18 protein-coding genes are annotated in these 21,075 nt (G+C 70.3%); 13 read left to right on the plus strand and 5 right to left on the minus strand.

The window, feature by feature from the left end:
• The first annotated feature begins 3 nt into the window (after positions 1-3).
• From HF576_RS11245 to HF576_RS11275, 7 genes are all read left to right on the plus strand, one after another.
• On the plus strand, positions 4-1,056 hold the full coding sequence (locus HF576_RS11245) for a TIGR03842 family LLM class F420-dependent oxidoreductase (RefSeq protein ID WP_168912918.1): 1,053 nt from the start codon (positions 4-6) through the stop codon (positions 1,054-1,056).
• Positions 1,053-2,012 (plus strand): ABC transporter permease, encoded by a 960-nt coding sequence (locus HF576_RS11250; RefSeq protein ID WP_240948864.1) that lies wholly within the window; start codon positions 1,053-1,055, stop codon positions 2,010-2,012. Before HF576_RS11245 ends, HF576_RS11250 begins: the two co-directional genes overlap by 4 nt.
• Entirely contained in the window at positions 2,012-2,863 is an 852-nt protein-coding gene (locus tag HF576_RS11255) for an ABC transporter ATP-binding protein (protein ID WP_168912919.1), read from the plus strand. The genes HF576_RS11250 and HF576_RS11255 overlap by 1 nt, the downstream gene beginning before the upstream one ends.
• Positions 2,860-3,708, plus strand: coding sequence for an ABC transporter permease (locus HF576_RS11260; protein WP_168912920.1), 849 nt, complete (start codon positions 2,860-2,862; stop codon positions 3,706-3,708). The genes HF576_RS11255 and HF576_RS11260 overlap by 4 nt, the downstream gene beginning before the upstream one ends.
• Positions 3,709-3,795: 87 nt before the next feature.
• The gene (locus tag HF576_RS11265; RefSeq protein WP_168912921.1) at positions 3,796-4,947 is read left to right on the plus strand and encodes an ABC transporter substrate-binding protein; all 1,152 of its coding nucleotides are present in this window, start codon (positions 3,796-3,798) and stop codon (positions 4,945-4,947) included.
• Positions 4,948-5,076: 129 nt separating this feature from the next.
• A complete protein-coding gene (locus HF576_RS11270) occupies positions 5,077-6,411 on the plus strand; it encodes an aspartate aminotransferase family protein (RefSeq protein ID WP_168912922.1) in 1,335 nt (444 codons plus the stop codon).
• Between the two features lie 40 nt (positions 6,412-6,451).
• Positions 6,452-7,987, plus strand: coding sequence for a CoA-acylating methylmalonate-semialdehyde dehydrogenase (locus HF576_RS11275; protein ID WP_168912923.1), 1,536 nt, complete (start codon positions 6,452-6,454; stop codon positions 7,985-7,987).
• A 69-nt stretch (positions 7,988-8,056) separates the two neighbouring features.
• On the opposite strand, the gene HF576_RS11280 is transcribed toward HF576_RS11275, so the two are convergent.
• Positions 8,057-9,037 (minus strand): diacylglycerol/lipid kinase family protein, encoded by a 981-nt coding sequence (locus HF576_RS11280; RefSeq protein WP_168912924.1) that lies wholly within the window; start codon positions 9,035-9,037, stop codon positions 8,057-8,059.
• A 30-nt stretch (positions 9,038-9,067) separates the two neighbouring features.
• Complete coding sequence (locus HF576_RS11285; RefSeq protein ID WP_168912925.1) at positions 9,068-9,514, minus strand: Lrp/AsnC family transcriptional regulator; 447 nt, start codon at positions 9,512-9,514, stop codon at positions 9,068-9,070.
• 82 nt (positions 9,515-9,596) lie between these two features.
• Here HF576_RS11285 and HF576_RS11290 point away from each other — a divergent pair, with 82 nt between their 5' ends.
• From HF576_RS11290 to HF576_RS11300, 3 genes are read left to right on the plus strand one after another with little or no spacing between them, the layout of a single operon-like run.
• Positions 9,597-11,111 carry a DUF6421 family protein gene (locus HF576_RS11290; RefSeq protein WP_240948865.1) on the plus strand — a complete coding sequence of 505 codons (1,515 nt, stop codon included), beginning with the start codon at positions 9,597-9,599 and terminating at the stop codon, positions 11,109-11,111.
• A 51-nt stretch (positions 11,112-11,162) separates the two neighbouring features.
• Positions 11,163-11,840 carry an SDR family NAD(P)-dependent oxidoreductase gene (locus HF576_RS11295; RefSeq protein WP_168912926.1) on the plus strand — a complete coding sequence of 226 codons (678 nt, stop codon included), beginning with the start codon at positions 11,163-11,165 and terminating at the stop codon, positions 11,838-11,840.
• A gap of 50 nt (positions 11,841-11,890) precedes the next feature.
• Positions 11,891-12,964: a beta-eliminating lyase-related protein gene (locus HF576_RS11300; RefSeq protein WP_168912927.1), complete on the plus strand. Its 1,074-nt coding sequence runs from the start codon at positions 11,891-11,893 to the stop codon at positions 12,962-12,964.
• 54 nt (positions 12,965-13,018) lie between these two features.
• Here the strand turns inward: HF576_RS11300 and HF576_RS11305 are convergent, their stop codons facing one another.
• The 3 genes from HF576_RS11305 to HF576_RS11315 all read right to left on the minus strand — a co-directional run bounded on the left by HF576_RS11305 (position 13,019) and on the right by HF576_RS11315 (position 17,583).
• Positions 13,019-14,806 (minus strand): coiled-coil domain-containing protein, encoded by a 1,788-nt coding sequence (locus HF576_RS11305; protein WP_240948866.1) that lies wholly within the window; start codon positions 14,804-14,806, stop codon positions 13,019-13,021.
• A 183-nt stretch (positions 14,807-14,989) separates the two neighbouring features.
• Complete coding sequence (locus tag HF576_RS11310; RefSeq protein WP_168912928.1) at positions 14,990-16,930, minus strand: M3 family metallopeptidase; 1,941 nt, start codon at positions 16,928-16,930, stop codon at positions 14,990-14,992.
• A gap of 65 nt (positions 16,931-16,995) precedes the next feature.
• On the minus strand, positions 16,996-17,583 hold the full coding sequence (locus tag HF576_RS11315) for an NUDIX hydrolase family protein (RefSeq protein ID WP_168912929.1): 588 nt from the start codon (positions 17,581-17,583) through the stop codon (positions 16,996-16,998).
• Between the two features lie 97 nt (positions 17,584-17,680).
• On the opposite strand from HF576_RS11315, the gene HF576_RS11320 reads away from it, so the two are divergent.
• The 3 genes from HF576_RS11320 (at position 17,681) to HF576_RS11330 (ending at position 20,990) form a co-directional block, all read left to right on the plus strand.
• A complete protein-coding gene (locus tag HF576_RS11320; RefSeq protein WP_168912930.1) occupies positions 17,681-18,304 on the plus strand; it encodes a hypothetical protein in 624 nt (207 codons plus the stop codon).
• A gap of 36 nt (positions 18,305-18,340) precedes the next feature.
• Positions 18,341-19,033, plus strand: a complete 693-nt coding sequence (locus HF576_RS11325) for an alpha/beta hydrolase-fold protein (RefSeq protein ID WP_168912931.1) — start codon at positions 18,341-18,343, stop codon at positions 19,031-19,033.
• Positions 19,034-19,289: 256 nt separating this feature from the next.
• Positions 19,290-20,990 carry an ABC-F family ATP-binding cassette domain-containing protein gene (locus tag HF576_RS11330; protein WP_168912932.1) on the plus strand — a complete coding sequence of 567 codons (1,701 nt, stop codon included), beginning with the start codon at positions 19,290-19,292 and terminating at the stop codon, positions 20,988-20,990.
• Positions 20,991-21,075: the final 85 nt, after the last annotated feature.

Raw genomic sequence — 21,075 nt, forward strand, 5'->3', positions numbered from 1 at the left:
TCCATGGACTTCGGCGTCGTTCTGCAGACCAACCCGCCCGCCGCGCGCACCGTTCAGCTGGCGAAGCTCGCCGAGGCGCACGGGTTCAGCCACGTGTGGACGTTCGACTCGCACCTGCTGTGGCAGGAGCCCTACGTCATCCACTCGGCGATCCTCGCCGAGACCAACCGTGTCACCGTCGGCCCGTTCGTCACGAACCCGGCCACGCGCGACTGGACGGTCACGGCATCCGTCTTCGCCACGCTCAACGAGATGTACGGAAACCGCACGGTCTGCGGCATCGGCCGCGGCGACTCCGCCGTGCGCGTGACCAACGGCAAGCCCACCACGATCGCCGAGCTGCGCGAATCGATCCACGTCATCCGCGAGCTGGCCAACTCGCGGCCCGTCGAATACAACGGCGCGACGCTGCAGTTCCCATGGAGCCGCGGCTCAGAGCTCGAGGTGTGGGTCGCGGCCTACGGTCCCATGGCGCTGAAGCTGGCGGGAGAAGTCGGTGACGGCTTCATCCTGCAGCTCGCGGACGTCGACATCGCCGCGTGGATGATCAAGACGGTGAAGGATGCCGCGGCCGCCGCCGGCCGTGACCCCGAGTCGCTCGCCTTCTGCGTGGCCGCGCCGATGTACATCGGGGAGGACTGGCAGCACATGCGCGACCAGTGCCGCTGGTTCGGCGGCATGGTCGGCAACCACGTCGCCGACATCGTGGCGAAGTACGGCCACCACAGCGCCGTTTCACAAGCGGGCGCCGGTTCGGCGAGCGGAGCGATTCCCGCCGCGCTCACCGACTACATCGAGGGCCGGAAGGGCTACGACTACAACACGCACGGACGGGCCGAGAACGACCACGTCGACTTCGTTCCCGACGAGATCGTGGAGAGGTTCTGCATCCTGGGCACCGCCGACGAGCACATCGCGAAGCTCGAGCAGCTGCGGGCGCTCGGCGTCACGCAGTTCGCCGGCTACCTGCAGCACGACAACAAGGAAGAGACGATGCGGGTCTACGGCGAGACCGTCATCCCGGCGCTCTCGGCTCACGTCACGGCGAAGGCATGACGGCACCCTCTACCGCCGAGCCCGCGGTCACGCGGCCGCCCGCGCCGGGTGATCCCGCTCATCCGGCCAGGGCGCCCCGCCGACGTTCGCACCGCTCGGGAGCGGCGTGGCTGTGGGGCATCGTCGGCGTCGCGATGGTCATGGTCGCGTGGGAGCTGTACAAGCTCCTGGCGCCCGAGGACGGCGTGCTCGTCGCAGGCGTGCGCATCCTCCCGCGCCCGACCGATCTGGCCATGCCCCACGTGTGGGACATGGCCGGCCGCCTGCTCGCGCCGGTCACCCGGCAGGAGGGGTCTCCCCCGCTGTGGGGCGTCATCGCCCTCGGCGCGCTCACGACGCTCGGCATCGCGGCGGTGGGCTGGCTCGTCGGAATGATCGTGGGCTTCGCCTTCGCCCTCCTCATGCAGCGCTGGCGCCTCGCCGAGTGGGGGCTCCTCCCGTGGATCATCCTCAGCCAGACCGTGCCGCTCATCGCCTTCGCCCCCATCGTCAAGAGCTGGGGCTCCCGCATCCAGATCGGCGGGTTCGAATGGCAGGACTGGATGTCGGTCGCACTGATCGCGTCGTATCTCGCGTTCTTCCCCATCGCGGTCGGGGCGCTGCGCGGGCTGCAGTCGCCCGACCGCATCCACACCGAGCTCATGCACACGTACGCCGCCGGGTACTGGCCGACGCTGATCAAGCTGCGACTGCCCGCATCCGTGCCGTACCTGCTCCCCGCGCTGCGCCTCGGCGCTGCCAACGCCGTCGTCGGCGCGGTGGTGGCCGAAGTCTCGACAGGCCTGCAGGGCGGAATCGGGCGGCTGCTCATCCAGTTCGCGGGGCAGGCATCCGGTGACCCCGCCAAGGCGTGGGGCCCGATCTTCGGGGCCATCGCGCTCGGACTGGTCGCCGCCGGCTCGGTGGCGCTGCTCGGACTGTTCCTGAAGGACTACCGGCGAGGAGAGGCAGCGTGATGACACTTCGACAGGCCGAGGGCGCGGAATCCGGCGCGGCGGACGCGGCAGACACCGCGGCGGTGAGCGTCCGCTCGGCCTCGAAGGTCTTCCCGTCCAAGAACGGTGATGTGACGGCGCTCGACGGCATCGACCTGACGGTCCGCGAGGGAGAGTTCGTCTCGCTCATCGGCCCGTCCGGCTGCGGCAAGTCGACGCTGCTGCGGCTGATCGCCGACCTCGACAGCCCGTCGTCGGGCACCATCCAGGTGTTCGGCAAGCCCGCGGCCCGTGCCCGCCGCGACCAGGACTACGGCATCGCGTTCCAGCAGGCGGGTCTCCTTCCCTGGCGCACGGTGGCGGCCAACATCGCGGTGCCGCTCGAGCTCCACGGCGTCCCAGCGGCGCAGCGGAAGGCCCGCGTGGCCGCGCTCGCCGATCTCGTGGGGCTGTCGGACTTCGCCGACCGGCATCCCGATCAGCTCTCGGGCGGCATGCAGCAGCGCGTCGCGATCGCCCGCGCACTGGCGGAGCAGCCGCGGCTGCTGCTGATGGACGAGCCGTTCGGAGCCCTCGACGAGATGACCCGCGAGCGCATGCAGGCGGAGCTGTCGCGCATCGCCGCCGAGACCGGCGCCGCGGTCGTCTTCGTCACGCACTCCATCCCCGAGGCGGTGTTCCTGTCGGACCGCGTCGTGGTGATGTCGCCGCGGCCCGGCCGCATCACCACCGTGATCTCGACCGGATTCAGCAGGGACGCCGCGCGTGCCGACGCACTGCGCGAGACTCCGGCGTTCTTCGCCCGCGTGACGGAGGTGCGCGAGGCGCTGCACGGCGCCCCGGTCCCCGGTGCGGGCCGGGAGCAGCGATGACGACCGTCCGGCAGGCTCGGCGGACCGAGCGTTCTGCCCGACCGGCTGCCGCGGCCGCGCGCGGTGGGAGCCCGGCAGCCGAACGCCGCCTGCGGGTCATTGCTCCGATCGTCGTCGGGCTCGTGGGACTCGCGCTGTGGCAGTTCCTCGTCAGTGTCGTGGGTGTCTCGGACTACCTGCTGCCGAGCCCCGCCGCCATCCTCGAGCAGCTCGTGGAGTTCTCGTCCGCCATCCTGCAAGCGACGCTCATCACCGGCGCGAACGCGCTCGTGGGGCTCGTCGTCGGTACGGTCCTGGCGGTCCTGCTCGCCGCACTCGCCGCCCGCTGGCACGCGATCGACGGCATGTCGGCGCCCATCGTCGCGTCGCTCGCCGTCGTTCCGATCGTCGCGCTGGCTCCTGTGCTGAACTCGATGTTCGGGGCCGACAGCCAGTTCGGCCGCCAGGCGATCGCCGCGCTCGCCGCCTTCGTCCCGGTCTTTCTCAACACCTTGCGGGGGCTGCGGCAGACCCGGCCGGTGCACCGCGACCTGATGCGGGTGTACGCCGCCACCGGCGCCCAGGCGTTCCGCGTGGTGACACTGCCCACCGCCGTGCCCTACCTCATGACCGGCATCCGCATCGCGAGCTCGCTCGCCGTCATCTCGGCCCTCGTCGCGGAGTACTTCGGTGGTCCGCGCGGAGGCCTGGGCACGTTCATCGCGACCTCCGCGGCGACGAGCGCGTACGCGCGGGCGTGGGCGTACGTCGCCGCGGCGATCGCTCTCGGACTCGTCTTCTATCTCGCCACCGCGCTGCTCGAGTGGCTCGTGCTCCGCCGCATCCCCTCCGGGGGCGCAGGATGACGCGCGCCGCTGCTCCCTCGTCCTCGTTCCGCGAGGCCGGCTCTGCACCACTCAGCGAAACCCCGTGAGGGGTCTGAAAGGAACGACATGAGACACAGCACACGTCGCGCGCTCGCGACAGGCGCGTTCACCCTGTCGGCCGCGGTCCTGCTGGCCGGATGCTCCGGCGGCGGCACCCCGACCGGGGGCGGCGATCCCGAGGCAGGGGAGCTCACTCCGGTGAAGCTCCAGCTCCAGTGGCTGCCCCAGGCCCAGTTCGCGGGCTACTTCGCCGCGATCGATCAGGGCTATTTCGAGGAGGAGGGACTGGAGGTCGAGATCATCCCGTCCGGCGGCGACATCGTGCCGCAGGACGCGCTGGCCAACGGCGACGTCGACTTCGCGATCGCCTGGGTCCCCAAGGTCCTCGGCTCGATCGAGGCCGGGGCGAACCTCACCGACATCGCGCAGATCTTCCAGCGGTCGGGCACCCTCCAGGTGTCGTGGGCGGACTCCGGCATCGAGTCGGTCGCCGACTTCGAGGGCAAGACGATCGGCTCGTGGGGATTCGGCAACGAGTGGGAGATCTTCGCGGCGATGGCCGCCGAGGGACTCGACTCCACGACCGTGCAGATCATCACGCAGGACTTCAACATGAACGCGTTCCTGCAGGGTGACATCGACGCCGCTCAGGCGATGACCTACAACGAGTACGCGCAGCTGCTCGAGACGACGAACCCCGACACCGGCGAGCTGTACCAGCCGGAGGACTTCAACGTCATCAGCTACCAAGACACCGTCGGCGCCATGCTGCAGGATGCGATCTGGGCCGACACGGCGCGGCTCGAGAGCGACGAGGAGTACGCCGACACGGCGGTCGCCTTCCTCAAGGCCGTGGTCAAGGGCTGGATGTTCGCGCGCGACAACCCCGAGGATGCCGCCGAGATCACCCTGGCCAACGGGTCCGCATGGGGCCCGAGCCACGAGCTGTGGATGATGAACGAGATCAACAAACTGATCTGGCCCTCTCCCGACGGCATCGGCATCATCGATGAGGCCGCGTGGCAGCAGACCGTCGACGGCGCTCTGGAGGCCGTCAACGAGACCGGCGCCCACCTCATCACCGAGGAGCCGCCGCCCAGCGCGTGGTCGAACGAGTACATCCAGCAGGCGCTGGACGAACTCGAGGCGGACGGCGTCGACCTCACCGGCGACGGGTTCACGCCGATCGAGGTCGAACTCCAGGAAGGCGGAAACTGACCCGAGTCGGACGTTCCGTCCTGCTTCGACCGCTCGGCGGCCGGGTTGCCTGTTGACCCCCGGTCGCCGAGCGACGAGCGTAGCGGAGAGCGCTGCGACCAGTCCTGCGCCCCGGAAGGAGAGTGCGCCATGACGACCGACGACCTCGACGCCCGCGCGAAGCAGCTGGACAGCGACCACGTGTTCCACTCGTGGTCGGCGCAGGCGGGCCTCGACCTGCCGGTGATCGCCGGCGGCCGGGGCACAGTGGTGTGGGACCATGCCGGCCACCGCATGCTCGACTTCGCCAGCCAGCTCGTGAACGTCAACATCGGCCACCAGCATCCGGCCGTCGTCGCGGCGATCCAGGCGCAGGCGGCCGAACTCGCGACGATCGGTCCCGCGACGGCGAATCTCACGCGCGGCGAGGCGGCGGCGCGCATCCTGTCGAAGGCCCCGGACGGATTCGCCAAGGTGTTCTTCACCAACGGCGGCGCGGATGCCGTCGAGAACGCGATCCGCATGGCCAGGCTCCACGCTTCTCGTCAGAACCCCGGCCGCGACACCGTCCTCTCGACGTACCGCTCGTACCACGGCAACACCGGGGCGGCGATCGTCGCGACCGGCGACTGGCGACGGATGCCGAACCAGTACGCGCGCGGACACGCGCACTTCTTCGGGCCGTACCTGTACCGCAGCGAGTTCTGGGCCACCACACCCGAGGAGGAGTGCGAGCGCGCGCTCCACCACCTGGAGCGCGTGATCCAGTCCGAAGGCCCTTCGACCATCGCGGCGGTCCTGCTCGAGTCGGTGCCGGGAACGGCGGGCATCCTCGTGCCGCCGCCCGGGTACCTCGCCGGGGTCCGGGCATTGTGCGACCGCTACGACCTGCTCCTCATCCTGGACGAGGTCATGTGCGGCTTCGGCCGCACCGGCCGCTGGTTCGCATTCGACGGGCACGACGTCGTGCCCGACCTCGTCACGTTCGCGAAGGGCGTGAACTCCGGCTACGTGCCGGTCGGCGGCGTGATCATCTCCGACCCGATCTCGAAGACGTTCGACGATCGGGTCTTCCCCGGCGGACTCACGTATTCCGGGCATCCCCTGGCCGCGGCATCCATCGTCGCCTCGATCGACGCGATGCAGGACGAGGGCATCGTCGACAACGCCCGCCGCGTGGGGGAAGAGGCGATCGGCCCGGGCCTGCGCGCACTCGCCGAGGACCACCGCCTCATCGGGGAGGTGCGCGGCGAGGGCGTCTTCTGGGCCATCGAGCTGGTCACCGACCGTGAGACCCGCGAGCCCGTGGGCGCCGACGTGATCGGGCGGCTCAAGAAGGAGCTCACTTCGCGCGGGCTGCTGCCCTTCACCGCCGAGAACCGCATCCACGTCGTGCCGCCCTGCGTGGTCACGGCCGGGGAGGTGGATCAGGCGATGTCGATCTACCATGAAGCTCTGACGAGCGTCGAAGCGGATCTCGCCTGATGTCCCCTTACGAGGGGGACTTCCAAAGGAGGAAGACAACATGACAGACACCACGACAGTGGCCCCGCCCACGGCGGATGCCGAGACCTCGGTCCTCGATCACTGGGTCGGCGGCGCACCGTGGACCGGAGAATCCGACCGCACCGGACAGGTGTTCAACCCCGCGCTCGGCACCGTGCAGAAGCAGGTGCGGTTCGCCTCCACGGCGGACGTGGACCATGCGGTCGGCGTCGCACACACAGCATGGGCGAAGTGGCGCGACACCTCCATCGCGAAGCGCCAGGCGGTCATGTTCGCGTTCCGTGAGCTGCTGAACCAGCGCAAGGACGAACTCGCCGAGATCCTCACGTCCGAGCACGGCAAGGTGCTCTCGGACGCACTGGGCGAGATCGCCCGAGGCATGGAGGTCGTCGAGTTCGCGTGCGGCGTCGGCCACCTCACCAAGGGCGCCTATACCGAGAACGCCTCGAGCGGCATCGACGTCTACACGATGAAGCAGCCGCTCGGCGTCGTGGGCATCATCAGCCCCTTCAACTTCCCGGCCATGGTGCCGCTGTGGTTCTTCTCCGTCGCACTCGCGGCCGGCAACGCCGTGATCCTGAAGCCCTCCGAGAAGGACCCGACCGCCGCCAACTGGATGGCGGCGCTGCTCACCGAGGCGGGCCTGCCGGCCGGCGTCTTCAACGTGGTGCACGGCGACAAGGAGGCCGTGGACGCTCTGCTGGAGCACCCCGACGTGCGCGCGATCTCGTTCGTGGGCTCGACCCCGATCGCGAAGTACGTCTATGAGACGGCCACCTCGCACGGCAAGCGCGTGCAGGCGTTCGGCGGGGCGAAGAACCACATGCTGGTGCTGCCGGATGCCGACCTCGACCTCGCAGCGGACGCCGCCGTCAACGCCGGCTTCGGCTCGGCGGGCGAGCGCTGCATGGCCATCTCGGTCGTGCTCGCCGTCGACACGGTGGCAGACGAGTTCGTGCGCAAGGTCTCGGAGCGCATGAAGACGCTCCGCACCGGCGACGGCATGCGCGGCTGCGACATGGGGCCGCTCATCACCGGACAGCACCGCGACAAGGTCACCTCGTACATCGATGTCGCCGCGTCGGACGGCGCCGCGGTGGTCGTCGACGGCCGCGACGTCGAGATCGACGGCGACCCGAACGGCTTCTGGCTGGGCCCGACGCTCATCGACAACGTGCCGACGACCTCCTCGGTGTACGCCGACGAGGTATTCGGCCCGGTGCTCTCGGTCGTGCGCGTCGAGGGCTACGAGGACGGCCTCGACATCATCAACTCCAGCCCGTACGGCAACGGCACCGCGATCTTCACGAACGACGGCGGCGCCGCCCGGCGCTTCCAGCACGAGGCCACGGTCGGCATGATCGGCATCAACGTGCCGATCCCGGTGCCGGTCGCGTACCACTCGTTCGGCGGCTGGAAGGCCTCGCACTTCGGTGACACCAAGGCCTATGGCCCCCACGCGTTCGAGTTCTTCACCGCCGAGAAGGCCGTGACCTCGCGCTGGCTCGATCCGTCGCACGGCGGCCTGAACCTGGGCTTCCCCCAGCACACGTGACCGACCTCGGTCGTTGAGCCAGCTCGTTCGCGGTTCCTGAGTAGCGACGAAGGAGCGTTTCGAGGAGGCTCAACGACCGGGCCGCGGTGGCACGAAGACCGTCACCGCGCGAGGGACGGCGACGCAGCGCAACGTGAACTCGTCGCCCGGTTCTTCCTCGAGTTCGCCGTCATGGACGAAGACCGACGGATGCCCCGGCCCAGGGCGGACGGTCAGCTCGAAGTCCGAAACGACCAGGCGCTCCACGTCGGACCGCGGCGGCATGAGGCGCAACGCGCGCAGCACGGCGGCGGTTCGCCGGCCGAAGGCGAGCGACGCGATCGCCCGCAGCCGGGTGCCGCGGGCATGGTGGATCCGCACATCGAGCACGGGCTCCTCGAGGTGCGCGCGCTGCATCGTGGCGACCCGGCGCGGGTCGTTGCGACCGACCCCGACGAACACCGACCACACACGCGCGCGGCGGCCCTCGCGCACGACGATCAGGGGCTCCGCGTCGCGAAGGGCGTGCCACGCCGCCACGACCCCGCCGAGCCACTTGCCGAGGCGGGGCCGGTGCCGCTCGCGCTCGTCGATGAGCTCGGGGTAGGCGCCGACCGAGACCGCGTTGAGCGCGAGGATCGCCGTGCCGTCCGCCACAGTCACCTCGACCGCGCTGACCTCGATCGTGGTCCCGGCCTGGAAGGCGTCGATCGCGGTCGCCACATCAGTGAGCCCGGCCGATCCCGCGAAGTGATTGAACGTGCCCCCGGGCAGCACCAGCAGCGGCCGTCGGTAGCGCCGGGCGAGCTGCGCCATGCGCGAGACCGACCCGTCGCCCCCGTACACGCCGAGGACGGCGGGGGCTGCCGCGCCCCGCTCCATGGCCTCCTCGACGATCGCGTCGAGGTCGTCTCCCTCACCGAGCTCGCGGACGACAGCCTCGGGCAGTCTCTCGGTGAACAGAGCCGCAGGATCGCTGCGGATCACCGCAGTGCCGGACTGCGCGTTGCGCACGATCAGGACACCACGGCCGTCGGCGGCGGGCGGCACTGACACCGTGCCTGGCTCCATGCTCCGAGGGTACTCGCGAGACACCGCCGCTCACGCCGGAAGGATCGGCCGGTTCTCGTAGAACGTCTGCAGCACGACCGTCGTACGCGTGTTGACGGACGCGGCCAGCCGGATGTCGCGGATCAGCGACTCGAGATGCCGCGGCGAAGCCACACGCGCGAAGAGCATGTAGCTCGCGTCACCCGCGATCGAGTGACACGCCTCGATCTCGGCGAGGTGCTCGAGCAGTTCGGGAGCGTTGTCGGGCTGCGCCGGATCCAGTGGCGTGATCTCGATGAAGGCCGACAGCGGCTTGCCGACCGCCTCGGGGTCGACCGCGGCGCGGTAGCCGGTGATCACACCGCGCGTCTCGAGCCGCCGCAGCCGCGTCTGCACGGCCGAGACCGACAGACCGACCGCGGCCGAGAGCTCGGCGAGCGTGGCCCGGGCGTTGAGTGAGACCTCGCGCACGATCCGTTGATCGACAGCATCCTCCATACGTGGAAGAATATCGGTGATTGCCTGCTATTGCCGGAAATCTTCCCGTACACGCCCTCTTCCTCGAAGATCGGAGGTTCCCATGCACCGCACTGAGCCTGTCGAAGTGTCCATGACCGCGCACCACGCGAGGTCCATCGTCGGAGAGCCCGAGGTTGTCGAGGACGCCGCTCTCGAGGACGCCGTCCTCGAGGACCACCCGGCGTGGCTGTCGCTCAAGGCCGCGGCGACGGCGCTGCAGGCACTGCAGGTGCAGGACGGATCGATTCCGGATGCCGCGTCCCACGCCGCCGCCCGGACGCACGTCGCCGCGATCACCGGGGCCATCACCGAGCTGCGGCCGCTCTTCCCCCACGACGACACCTATCTCGAAGCATCCGTCCGCGACTTCGAGCGCTGGGCCGACGGGGGGTTCGGCGTGCCGGACTTCCTCGAGTCGCTCGTGGCGTTCCAGCCGCAGCAGCACCGGATCGACGGCATCCGTCATCTCGTCATCTTTCCGATGTACACGCAGAACGGCTCGTCCAACCGGTTCGTCGAGGCGGTGCTCGTCGAGGTGATCTGGCCCGAATTCATCGCGCAGCTCGAGACCGAGTACACGAACCGGCTGTTCGTGTCGCTGCGGTTCCTCGACTTCACGCCCGGCTACGACACCAACAGCGCCGTGCTGTTCCCCGAGACCGTCGGCATGCGCGAGATCCCGCCGTTCACGTGGGGCGCGATCTTCCAGGACCGCGAGGCCGCGCGCTACCGTCGCGTCGTCCGCGCAGCGGCTGAGATCACCAAGCTCGACCTCCCCGCCGACGCCGCGCGCATGCTCGACGACCAGGCGCTCACCGAGAAGACGTTCGTGATGTGGGACATCATCCACGACCGCACGCACATGCGCGGCGACCTGCCGTTCGACCCGTTCATGATCAAGCAGCGGATGCCGTACTTCCTGTATTCGCTCGAGGAGCTGCGGTGCGACCTCACGGCGTTCCGCGAGTGCGTCGCCATCGCGACGCGCCTCTCGGCGCGGGACGACCTCGGCACCGTCGAGCGCGAGACGCTCGAGCACGCGAAGCTCGTACAGTACGCGGTGATCTTCGACCGGATCTTCCGGTTCGCGATCACCGGCTCGCGTGTGCGCAACTACGACGGGCTCGGCGGTCAGCTGCTGTTCGCGTGGCTGCACCAGCGTGGCGTGCTGCACTGGACCGACACGTCGCTCGCGTTCGACTGGGACGAGGTGCCGGCCGCGGTGGTCGCTCTCGCCGACGCGATCGACGAGCTGTACTGGCGCTCGATCGACCGTCCGAAGAAGGCGCACTGGCTGGCGGCGTACGAGCTGGTCCGCTCGACTCTGACGCCGAATCCCGCGTCGGCGTGGGCCCGCGGGCTCGGCGACGACGTCCTCGCTGGACCGCCGAAAGGCTACACCGACGCGGTCCTGGACGACGAGTTCCCGCTGTCGATGTTCTACGAGGCGCTCGAGAAGAAGATGAAGCCGATCATCGAGTCGACGGCGGCATCACGGGGCGCGCGGATGCATGAGGCCGGTCGGCTCTCGGGTCGATCTGCGCTCGCCGAGGACGCGGGCCGCCGACGCCGATAGCGTGGTCGTTCGGCGAGAACGCGCGTCTCGGACGCGGGAAGGCGAGGAGACATGAGTGTGAGCGGCAAGCTGGTGGTGCTGGCGGGCGCGACGAGCGCCTCGGGGCTCGCCGCCGCGCGCGTCCTCTCGGGCGACGGCGCGCGGGTCGTCGCCGTCGGCCGTCACCGCTCCAAATTGGCCGCCCTCGCCGAGGAGGTGCCGGACGCGCGCCTGGAGGTCTGCGACCTCACCGACGAAGCGGAGGTCGGCGCCCTCGCCGAGCGCATCCACGCGACCGACGGCAGGGTGGACGGGGTGCTGCACCTCGTCGGCGGATGGCGGGGCGGCGGCGGGCTCGGCGGGCAGACCGACGCCGACTACCGAGAGCTCGAGGGTTCGTTCACCGCGCTGCGTCATGTCAGCCGCGCTTTCGACGAGGACCTGCGCGCATCCGACGCCGGGCGCCTCGCCGTGGTGTCCTCCACCGCGGTGACCCGTCCTCTCGCCGGCGGAGCCAACTACGCGGCGGTCAAAGCCGCGACCGAGGCGTGGGCGCGCGCGGTCGCTCAGGGCTTCGCGAAGGCGGCACGGGACGCGGAGCAGCCGTTGCGCGCGGCATCCGTCATCTTCCGGGTCAAGAGCCTGTCGGGACTCGAGGATGCCCTCGCGCAGCGATTCGCCGACCTGTTCGTCTCGCAGGCCGACGAGATCAACGACACCGTGGTCGAGCTGACCGACCCCTCGCTCTGACCCCGCCCCTCGGCGGGTGAAGCGCTCCCGCCGAACTAGATTGGACATCCGTGACCACACTCCACGACCCGAACCTGCGCGGCTTCGCCTCAGACAACTACTCCGGCATCCACCCCGAGGTGCTCGCCGCGATCGCCGCCGCGAACGACGGCCACCAGGTCGCGTACGGCGACGACATCTACACCGAGCGGTTGCAGGAGGTCTTCGCCCGCCACTTCGGCGAGGGCGTCGAGGCCTTCCCGGTGTTCAACGGCACCGGGGCGAACGTCGTCGGCCTGCAGTCAATGCTGCCGCGCTGGGGTGCCGTGGTCGCCGCGGGCACGGCGCACATCAACGTCGACGAGGGCGGGGCGCCCGAGCGGGTCGCCGGCATCAAGCTGCTGACCGTGCCGACCGACGACGGCAAGCTCACACCCGAGCTGATCGACCGCGAGGCCTGGGGATGGGGCGACGAGCACCGCGCGCAGCCCCTCGCCGTCTCGATCACGCAGTCGACCGAGCTGGGCACGCTCTACACCGTCGACGAGGTCTCGGCGATCGCGGACCACGCGCACCGGCTCGGGATGAACGTCCACATGGACGGGTCCCGGCTCTCCAACGCCGCGGCCTCCCTCGGCGTGCCCTTCCGCGCGTTCACGCGTGACGCGGGCGTCGATGTGCTCAGCTTCGGCGGCACCAAGAACGGCGCGATGCTCGGCGAGGCTGTCGTGGTGCTCAACCCCGAGGCGTCGACCGGCTTGAAGTTCCTGCGCAAGCTCGACATGCAGCTCGCCTCGAAGATGCGGTTCGTGTCTGCGCAGCTGATCGCGCTCCTCGAGGACGACCTGTGGCTGCGCAACGCGTCGCACTCCAACGCCATGGCGCGGCGACTGCGTGCGGGCGTCGAGGCGGGCATCGCGGACGGTTCCATCCGCGGCGTCGCGTTCACGCAGCCGACGCAGGCCAACGGCGTGTTCGCAACGCTGCCCGACGGAGTCGCCGACCGGCTGCGCGAATCGTTCCGGTTCTACGACTGGGATGCCTCGAAGAACGAGGTGCGCTGGATGTGCAGCTTCGACACGTCCGAGAACGACATCGACGCGTTCATCGCCGCGATCGCCCGCGAGACCTCGGCGGCCTCCTAGCGCCGCCCCCTGCCCGGCGGGTCCCGGGCGATCCGCCGGGACCCGCGCGCGGGCTCAGGACTCGGTGCGCTCGACCTCGTCGTTCGCGTCGTCCTCGGAAGCCTCCGCCTCCGGATCGGCCTCGGCCCCGGCTGCCTCGACGAGTTCCGCCAGTTCGGCGTCGACGTCGTCGAGCGTGACCTCCTCGAGCGAGCCTGCCTCGGCGGAGTCGTCGGCGGGTTCGTCGGAGCCCGCCTCGTCTGGTTCGTCGGCGGAGTCGGCCGGCACGGACTCGGCCTCATCGTCCGGGGATGCCTCGTCGTGCTGCTCGGCGTCCTCCGAAACCTCGGCTACGGTCTCCACGTCGGTCTTCACGGTCTCGGCCGGCTCGGTGTCCGGGGCCCCGTCGTGCTGCTCGTCGGCATTCGCGTCGGCCTCTGCCTGCTCGTCGTCCTCGGCGGCATCGACCACCGCTGTGCGAGGCGCTTCGGGACGGATGAGCTCCTTGACCTCGGCCATGAAGCTGGTGAGCTGATGCTGCTGCCACCGCAGCTGCCGCGTGCGGTCCTCGGCGTCGCGCAGCACGGCCTGCGAGTGCGTGGTGACCAGCTCCATGATCCGCTCGGCCTTCGCCCGCGCCTGGTCGAGGTGCTCGCGAGCGCGGAGCCGCGCGTCGGCCTCGATCTGCTGGGCCTGCGCCCGCATCAGCCGTTCGAAGTCCTCGGCCTTGCCTGCCACACGCTGAGCGTGCTCCAGCGACGCCGAGACCTGCTCGTTGGCGTCCTGCGTGATGCGCTCGGCGTGGGCGACGGCCTGATTGTGCAGCACCAGGAACTCCTGGTGCGCGTCGTCCTGACGGCGCGTGAGCGAGGCCTCGAACTCGAGAGCGCGCACCCGCAGCTCGCGCACGGCCTCTTCGGCCTCGGAGCGGTCGCGCGCCGTCTCGCGGGCGACCATCGACCGCAGCGCGGCGGCTCCCTTCTCGGCCTCGGAGCGGATCGCGGCCGCCTCGCGCTCAGCCTGCGACAGCTTCTCGGCGGCGTGGGCGCCTTCGCGCTCGAGCCGCGCCTCGTGCGCCGTGAGCTCGGTGTCGACGCGGAGCCGCACCTGCTGCGCCTCGTGCTGGGCCTGCGAGATGATGCTGTCCGCCTCGGCCTGCGCCGACCGGCGCCGGTTCTCGATCTCTTCGCGAGCCGCTTCGAGCAGTCGGTCGCCCTGCACCGTCGCGTTGCGGATGAGCACGCTGGCCTGCTCCTCGGCGACGCGCAGCACCTCTTCGAACTGGTGGCGGTTGGGCGAGTCGGTGGGGGCCGCCGCGAGCTCCTCCGACAGCGCCTGCACCTGGGCCTCGGTGTTCGCGAGGCGCGCGTTCGCGGCGGCGAGCTCGGCCTTGAGCTGCTCCGCCTCGTCGGCGCCGTGCGTGCGAGACGCCGCGGCCTCCGCCCGGAGTCGCTCGATCTCGGCGCCGAGCCGCTGGACCTCGTCACGATGACGAGCCTCTGCGCCCGCGAACTGCGCCTCGAGCTCGGCTCGCGCCTCGGCTGCCAGCCGCTCGACCTCGCCGCTGCGCTGGGCACGGGCCGCCTCGAGCTCGGTCTCGAGCCGCTCGGCCTTCGCCCGGCTCTGCGCGACGGCCGCGCCGGCGCGCCGCTGGTGCTGCTTGAGCTGCGTGATCTCGTCGTTCGCCGTGCGCACGCGTGCGTTCAGACCGGCGATCGCCGCGTCGACCTCTTCTCTGTCGTAGCCGCGGAACGCCGTGGCGAAGCCCGCGTCCGTCGCGGCGACGGCGGCGTCGCCGATGAGGCTGTCGAACGCGCTGGTGTCATCCGCCGGGTTGTCTTCGGCCGGTGCGTGGTCGGACATCGTGTGTCTCCGATTCCTGGGTCAGCTGTGTCGGCGTGCGCCGTCGCGCCGCGATTCCGCCGGCGACCAGGTGGTACGACGGCAGCGAGAACCGCGGAAGATCACATCGCCCTCGACGACACCGGGGGGCTGTGTCGTGGGGATGACTGCGCATCCGGGGTAGTCGAACAATACCCTCCCCGTCTAGGTGCGGGGAACAGCGACTTCGGTACTCGCCTCGCCCAGCCACTCCTGGTACGCCTCGAACGAGTACGGGCGGCCGAGGAACGCCTCGACGAGGTCCTTCGCGTCCTGTGACCCACCGGGCTCGAGCACCAGGTGCCGATAGCGGGAGGCATCCGTCTCGTTCATCAGTCCGCCTGCGAAACCGGTGAGCAGGTCGCGAGCGATCACGAGACTCCACTGATACGTGTAGTAGCAGGCTCCGTACCCCGTGAGGTGCCCGAATCCCGCGTACGGGTGCAGCCCCGGCAGAGGCTGCACCGGGCTGGTGGAGGCGTAGAGCCGCTCGACCTCGGCCTGCAGGTCGGCCGGACGGTGGATGTGCAGCTCGTACGAGACGTTCGCGTGGCCCAGCTGCCGTCGCACCTCGAGAGCGCGCCCGAAGGCGTCGGCTGTGCGCATCCTGCGCACGAGATCCGCCGGGATGGGGTGACCGTCGGCGTTCGCGGTGAACGACGCGAGCACCTCGGGATCCCACGCCCACTCCTCCAGCAGCTGGCTCGGCGCCTCGACGAAGTCCCACTCCGCCTGAACGCCCGCGAATCGGGCGAAGCGCTGGCGGCCGCCGAGGATCTCATGCACCAGGTGACCGAACTCGTGGAAGAACGTCACCACCTGGTCGTGCTCGAGCAGTCCTCGCGAGAAGTTGCACAGCAGGGCAGCCTCGGGAAGAACCCGGTCCGCGATTCCCGGCGCGATCGGGAAGCAGGCAGCGTGACTGAACTTGCCTTCCCGCGGGTGCAGATCCAGATGGATGCGGCCGAGCCTCACGCCGTCCCGCACCACGTCGTACGACCGCACGTCGTCGTGCCACGCGTCGGCATCGACCGGCTGGTACTCGACCTGCATCAGCCGTCCGGTCACATCCAGGACGCCCGGCAGCACCCGATCGAACGGGAAGTACGAGCGCACCAGCTGCGGGTCGACGTCGAACCGCTCGGCCTTGATGGTGCTGAGCAGGTGCCAGAAGTCGGCGATCGTGACGACATCGGCGGTCGGCACGTCGCGCTGCAGCCGCTCGACGAGGACCGCGTACTCCGCCTCTGCGGCGGCGAGGGATGCCTCGTCCAGCCGTGCCAGGAACGTCCGGATCTCGGCTCCGCTGCCGATCATGCGCGTCTCGGTCTCGAAATCCGCCCAGTCCGCGTAGCCCAGCAGCGCCGCCCGCTCGGCGCGCACCGCGAGCAGCTCGGCGAGCACCGGCTCGTTCTCGGGCCACGCCAGGTCGTTGTACGCGCCGACGAGCGCGTGCCGGGTGGCGCGATCCGTCGCGTACTCGCGGACGGGCATCAGGTCGGGGTAGTCGGTCGACAGCGTCACCATGCCGTTCTCATCGGCAGGATGCGCGTCGACGAAGTCCTGCGGCATGCCGGCCAGCCCGGAACGCGGCACGGTGATCTCACGGCGGCCGTCGCGGATGTTGCGTGAGAAGGTGAGCGAGAGCTCGGTGTCACGGTCGGCGAGCCACCGCGCGCGCTCGCGCTCGGTGGCTTCGAGGTGCACTCCGCCGCGGCGGAAATCGCGCAGCAGGTGCGCAAGCAGCCGCGTCTCGTCCGGATCAAGACCGTCCCCGGATGCCTCCGAGAACGCTGCCCACAGGTCGCGGTCGAGCAGTCGCTGCGACGTGAGCGACTCGACCGCCTGCACCTGCGTCTCGGCGAGCTCGCGCACCGCCGCGTCGGGGTGCGCCTCACTGAGCACGTACGCCTCGCTGAGCGCCTGCTGCAGCGCGATCTCGGCATCGTTCCAGAGGGCCAGCCGCTCCCGTGCCGAGATCACCGACCCGGACTTCAACCGCGCATCGACCTCGTGGACGCGCGCGATCCGCTCGGCAGGGCGCTCAGTGGCGAAGGCGGCCCACCCGGCCGCATCCGTGGGGAAGGAGAGGGGCTCGATGCTCACGGGTCGAGCCTAGAGCCCCCGATCCGGCGGATGGACGGATGCCGCGGACCGGGGAATCCGTTCCGTCAGCGCAGCGCGCCGACGCTGGCCAGCGCCATGCGGATCAGCGTGCCGCGGCCGCCTTCCATCTCGGCCGAGAGCGCGTCGGATGCCGCTTCGTCGGGCGACATCCACGTCACCTCGAGCGCGTCCTGACGCGGCTCGCAGGTGCCCGTGACGGGCACGACGAACGCGAGCGAGACGGCGTGCTGGCGATCGTCGTGGAACGCGCTGACACCGGGCATGGGGAAGTACTCCGCGACCGTGAACGGGGTCGGCTGCGTGGGCAGCAGCGGAAAGGCCATCGGTCCGAGGTCGTTCTCGAGATGCCGGAACAGCGCGTCGCGCACCGTCTCGGCGTAGCGCACGCGCCCCGACACGATCGTGCGGGTGATCTCGCCGAGCGGCGTCGCCCGCAGCAGGATGCCCACCTCGATGACCTGCCCCATGCCGTCGGTGCGGACGGGGACCGCCTCGACGTAGAGCATGGGAAGGCGCCGGCGGGCCTCCTCGAGCTCGATGTCGCTCAGCCACGCCGGGTTCGAGACGTTGCCCGACGGCGGGCCGAACGGCTCGTCACCGGAGGGTTCGGGGTCGGGAGTTCTGACGGACATGACTCCTGTATACCCTCCTCGCCCCGACGCACCACCGATTCCCGCGTGCAAACCGGCGCCGATCGGTACGCTGACCCACAGATCTCAGAGGAGCGCCATGTCGGAGTATCCCCCGCAGACGCGGCTCAGCCGCATCCAGGACATCGTCGGCGTCTTCGTGCTGTCGATCACGGCGGTGCTCACCGCGTGGTGCGGCTTCGAGTCGTCGAAGTGGGGCGGCGAGATGTCCATCTCCTTCAGTCAGGCATCGTCGGCACGGATCCAGGCGGCGAGCGCGGAAGGAGAGGCGCGAGCGGCGCAGCAGTTCGACCTCACGGTCTACGCGCAGTGGGTGCTCGCGACGGCGGACGGCGACACCGAGCTCGCTCAGTACGTCCAGGACCGCTTCAGCCCGCATCTCACGACCGCCTTCGACGCGTGGCAGGCCGACGGGATGCACGACAACGGCCCGTTCGTGCGCGAAGAGTATTTGCCGCCCGGCGAGGTCGAGGCCGCCGAGCTCAACGACCGCGCCGACGCGAAGTTCGCGGAGGCGCTCGAGAGCAACCAGCGCGGCGACAACTATTCGCTGCTGACGGTGCTGTTCGCGCTCGTCTTGTTCCTGACGGCGATGTCGCAGCGCGACATCAGGACGTGGATCGGCCGCGTGCTGCTCGGGCTCGCGCTCGTGGTCATGGTCGTGGCGATCGGCATCCTCCTCACCTTCCCGATCAAGATCTGACCCCCTCGCGCTCGTCGGGCGGGGCAGGATGGAGTGGTGAGTTCCCACCAGCCCCTGGATTCCGACACCGTCCTGTGGTCGGCCGACGCCGGGGACCGCGCCGGCAGGCCCCTCCTGGTGCTGCTCCACGGCTACGGCTCCGACGAGCGAGACCTCTTCGGCCTGGTGCCGCACCTGCCGGAGGAGTTCGTCATCGCCGCGGTGCGGGCGCCGCTCGCGCCGCCGTTCCCGACGCCCGGCTACTCGTGGTACGCGATCGACGGGCTCGAGAGCCGCGACCCCGTCCACGTGACGGCGTCGGCGCACCGGCTGCTGGCATGGACGGATGCCGTGGCCGGCCGCCTCGGCGAAGGCCCGGGGGCGACACATCCGGCCGTCGGCCTCCTCGGATTCTCGCAGGGCGGTGCGGTGTCGCTGCAGGCGATGCGCCTGGACCCGCACCGGTTCGCGTTCGCCGTCAACCTCTCGGGCTACGCGACGCCCGGAGCCCTGCCGCGGGACGCCGAGCTGGCCGAGGTGCGGCCGCCGGTGTTCTGGGGCCGCGGCACCCACGACGACGTGATCCCTCCCTTCCTGGTGGAGCACACCACCGAGTGGCTTCCACGCCACGTCGAGCTGAGCGGTCGCGTGTATCCGGGGCTCACGCACAGCGTGTCGGAGCAGGAGCTCGCCGACGTGCGGGTGTTCCTCGAGAAGCGGCTGGCCGACGTCGGATCCGCAGCCGATTGAGCGAACGTGGAGACATCGGCCGACGGCATCCGCTATGGTGTCTCTCGGCTTTGTTCCCGACGTGAGGAAATCCGTTGAAGCTCATCGACGCGACCGCGCTGTAATCGCGCTGCTCCGTCGACTCTCGACGTCAGCGCATCCGATTCCGCGCTGACCGTCGATCTGCCGCCTTCCTGTGGCCCCGCGCTTTCGAGCGCCGGAGCATCCGGGCACCCGCGGCCTCGGTGTCAGCGCATGACTGACACAGGAGGCCCACATGCCTGCACACACCTTGACCCCTGCCATCCTTCTCGACCGGGTCACGTTCTCGTGGCCCGACGGCACCACCGCACTGTCCGACGTCTCGGGCTCCTTCGGCACCGGCCGCACCGGCCTGGTCGGCCGCAACGGCTCCGGCAAGTCGACGCTGCTGCGCCTGATCGCCGGCGAGCTCTCGCCGACGGCGGGGAGCATCGTCACGACGGCGGATGCCTCGTACCTGCCGCAGCGGCTGACGCTCGACGTCACGCGACCCGTGGCCGACCTGCTCGGCGTCGGTGCGACGCTTCGCGCCTTGCGCGCCATCGAGTCCGGCGACGCCGACCCGCGTCACTTCGACGCGGTCGGCAGCGACTGGGACATCGAGGCCCGGTCGCACGCAGCCCTGGCCGAAGCGGGGCTGGCGCCCGACATGCTCGACCGCAGCGTCGGCCAGCTGTCAGGGGGCGAAGCGGTGCTCACGGCGATCGCCGGCATCCGGCTGTGCAGCGCGGATCAGCAGAGTGCTCCCATCACGCTGCTCGACGAGCCGACCAACAACCTCGACCGCGAAGCGCGGGCGCGACTGTACGACATGGTGCGCTCGTGGCGCGGGGCTCTCGTCGTGGTGAGCCACGACATCGCCCTGCTCGAACTCATGGACGACACCGCCGAGCTCTACGACAACGAGCTCTCGGTGTTCGGCGGCCCCTACTCGGAGTGGCAGGCGTGGCTGCAGGCCGAGCAGGATGCGGCCCGCCAGGCCGAGACCACGGCCGCGGCGGCGCTGCGCCGCGAGAAGCGCGAGCGCATCGAGGCCGAGACCACGCTGTCGCGCCGAGCAGCGATGGGCCGCAAGGCGCAACTCGAGAAGCGCGTGCCGAAGATCATCGCGGGCGGGCGCAAGATGGCGGCCCAGGTGTCGGCCGGCAAGCTCCGAGGGGAGAAGGCCGACCGCGAGGCGAATGCCCGCGCCGCACTGGACGCCGCCGAGAGGCGGGTGCGCGATGACAACAAGGTCAAGATCGACCTGCCCGACCCCGGCGTGCCCGCGGGTCGCCGGATCGCCACGCTCGGCGACGGCGAGCGGTCGTGGACCATCCAGGGTCCGGAGCGCGTGGCTCTCATCGGGCCCAACGGCGCCGGCAAGACCACGCTGCTGGAGCGGCTGGTCTATTCATCGCTCGGCGGAGTCCGGAATTCAGTCCCGGCGCCGGCGGACGGCGGAGTGAACCCCGGAATCACGGGGGACGTTGGCGAGTTCGGTTCGCGCAGACTGAATTGCGAACGGGCGGAGGCTCACACCGACCGTGTCGGGTACCTGCCGCAACGTGTGGACGGCCTCGACGAGTCCGCCTCGGTGCTCGAGAACATCGCCGCCGCCGCGCCGGGCGTGGGCACCGTCGAGCTGCGCAACCGGCTCGCGCGATTCCTCATCCGAGGGGCCGCCGTCGACAGGCCCGTGTCGACGCTGTCGGGCGGCGAGCGCTTCCGGGTGGCACTCGCTCGGCTGCTCCTGGCCGACCCGCCACCGCAGCTGCTGGTCTTCGACGAGCCGACGAACAACCTCGACCTCGACACGGTCGCGCAGCTCGTCGACGCTCTCGCGGCCTATCGGGGCGCGGTGCTCGTCGTCAGCCACGACGACGCGTTCCTGGAGCGCATCGGCGTCGACCTGGTGCTCGAGCTCGACCGGGAGGGCACGTTGACCGAGCGATGACCGCGGGCCGCGGCATGGCCTGCGCTGCCTGAGGCTCCGCTCGACGCACCTGGGCCCACGCGGCCGGAGGCTCCGCTCGACGCGC

The organism is Microbacterium salsuginis (assembly GCF_012524205.1).
In the GTDB taxonomy this organism is placed as follows: Bacteria; Actinomycetota; Actinomycetes; order Actinomycetales; family Microbacteriaceae; genus Microbacterium; species Microbacterium salsuginis.